The 1,522-nt window shown below is 69.5% G+C and carries 1 protein-coding gene; it reads right to left on the bottom strand.

The window, feature by feature from the left end:
- Positions 1-14 precede the first annotated feature (14 nt).
- Entirely contained in the window at positions 15-1,457 is a 1,443-nt protein-coding gene (locus ACFY32_RS34060; RefSeq protein WP_390676373.1) for an NF041680 family putative transposase, read from the bottom strand.
- Between the last annotated feature and the right edge of the window lie 65 nt (positions 1,458-1,522).

Below are 1,522 nucleotides of genomic sequence, written 5' to 3'. Positions count from 1 at the left end.
AGCTTGTTCTTTATCTACCAAGATCTTCCGGGCTTGCCGATGGCCTTCAGGGTCTCGGGGCGTTTGACGGTCTTGCCGACGTCGTAGCGGGGTGCCCGGTGTCTGTTCTTGGCGCCGGGCGGGCGTCCGGGGCCGGCGCCGCGGGGTTTGGGAACGCGTGCCGGGCAGGCGAGGTGAGCGCGGATGTTCCTGAACCCCCGGCGGACCCGGGCCGGGGTGAGCCGGTCCGTGGCGGTGGGTTTCTCCCAGGGCCGGCGGAGGTCCGTGGCGAGCGGTCGGGCGAGCCGGAGTTGGGTGTGAGCGACGATCAGGATCCAGGTCCAGCGGTCCGCCGCCTCGGGAGTACGGAGCTTCGGGGTGGTCCAGCCGAGGGTCTGCTTCGCGAAGCGGAAGGTGTGCTCCAGATCGAAGCGACGGAGAAATGCCTGCCAGAAGCGGTTCACATCGTCCGGGGTGGCGCCGGTCTTCGAGGACCACAGCCACACCGGCGGGGCCTCCCGGCCCTTCGACAGGTGCTCGACCTTCAACCGCATCAACGTCCCCTCGACCAGCGGGAGTTCACCGTCGTGGTCGAGCCAGGAGGAACGGTGCGTGAGCCGAGGATGGACCCGGTCCCACGCCTGGGTCTCGGCCTTGCCGTAGTTCGCCGTGTCGGTGACCGTGGTGATCGCGGGCTCGGGCCAGGTCTCCGGCTTGGTGAAGCGGAACTCCGGGCCGTGTTTGGGCGGCCGGCCGTTCGTCCCCGGCCGGCGGGGCGGCTTCGGCAGCCGCATGACACGGTCGGACCGGACCCGGCCGACCAGCTCGACCGGCAGGTCACGCAGGACCCACGCCAGACGGGTGACGTCATAGCCGGCGTCGCTGACGATCACGATATGCGGGTCCCCGGACTGCCACTGACCAGCGGCGATGAGCCGCTCAACCACTCCTCGGAGCTGGGCGGCGGTGACCGCGGTCGCGTCGTCGGCAGGTCCCAGCCGGACCGCATCCAGGATCGCGGTCCAGGACGTGGCGCCCGGCTCCAGCACCGCGACGAAGGAGTAGGGCCAGCCCGGAATGAACTGCGACGCCGTCTTCGCACGGCCGTAGACGTGGCAGAACAACCGCTCCGCCGAGCACGGCGCGTCCGAACGCAGCCACGGCGACACATCAACCGCCAGGACCAGACGCCCGCCGTCGAAACGCGGTAGCGAAAGCCCGGCCAGCACGGTCCGCAGCCGACCGATGTCGATCCGGCCCTGGTTCAGGCCGCCGTACATCGCTCCGTGCCCACGACGGTGCTCGGGCAGCAGCGTCAGGTCCACCGGGGACTTCACCGCACCGTCCGCACACAACACGGCATCGGCAAGCTCGAACAACTCGTCGCGCCGGGCGGTCAGACACTCGTAGAACTCCGCCCGGAAGCGTGACGCTTCCGCGAACGCTTCCCTCCGGACAGCATCAGGCAGCAGACTCACCCTCACGGCCTTCGTCGTGGTCACGTGCACCTTGGTCGGAGCACATGATCAGACGAAGGCCGCCC

This window comes from Streptomyces sp. NPDC000134 (assembly GCF_042899225.1).
Classification (GTDB): Bacteria; Actinomycetota; Actinomycetes; order Streptomycetales; family Streptomycetaceae; genus Streptomyces.
This window is presented reverse-complemented; position numbering and strand designations above follow the sequence as displayed.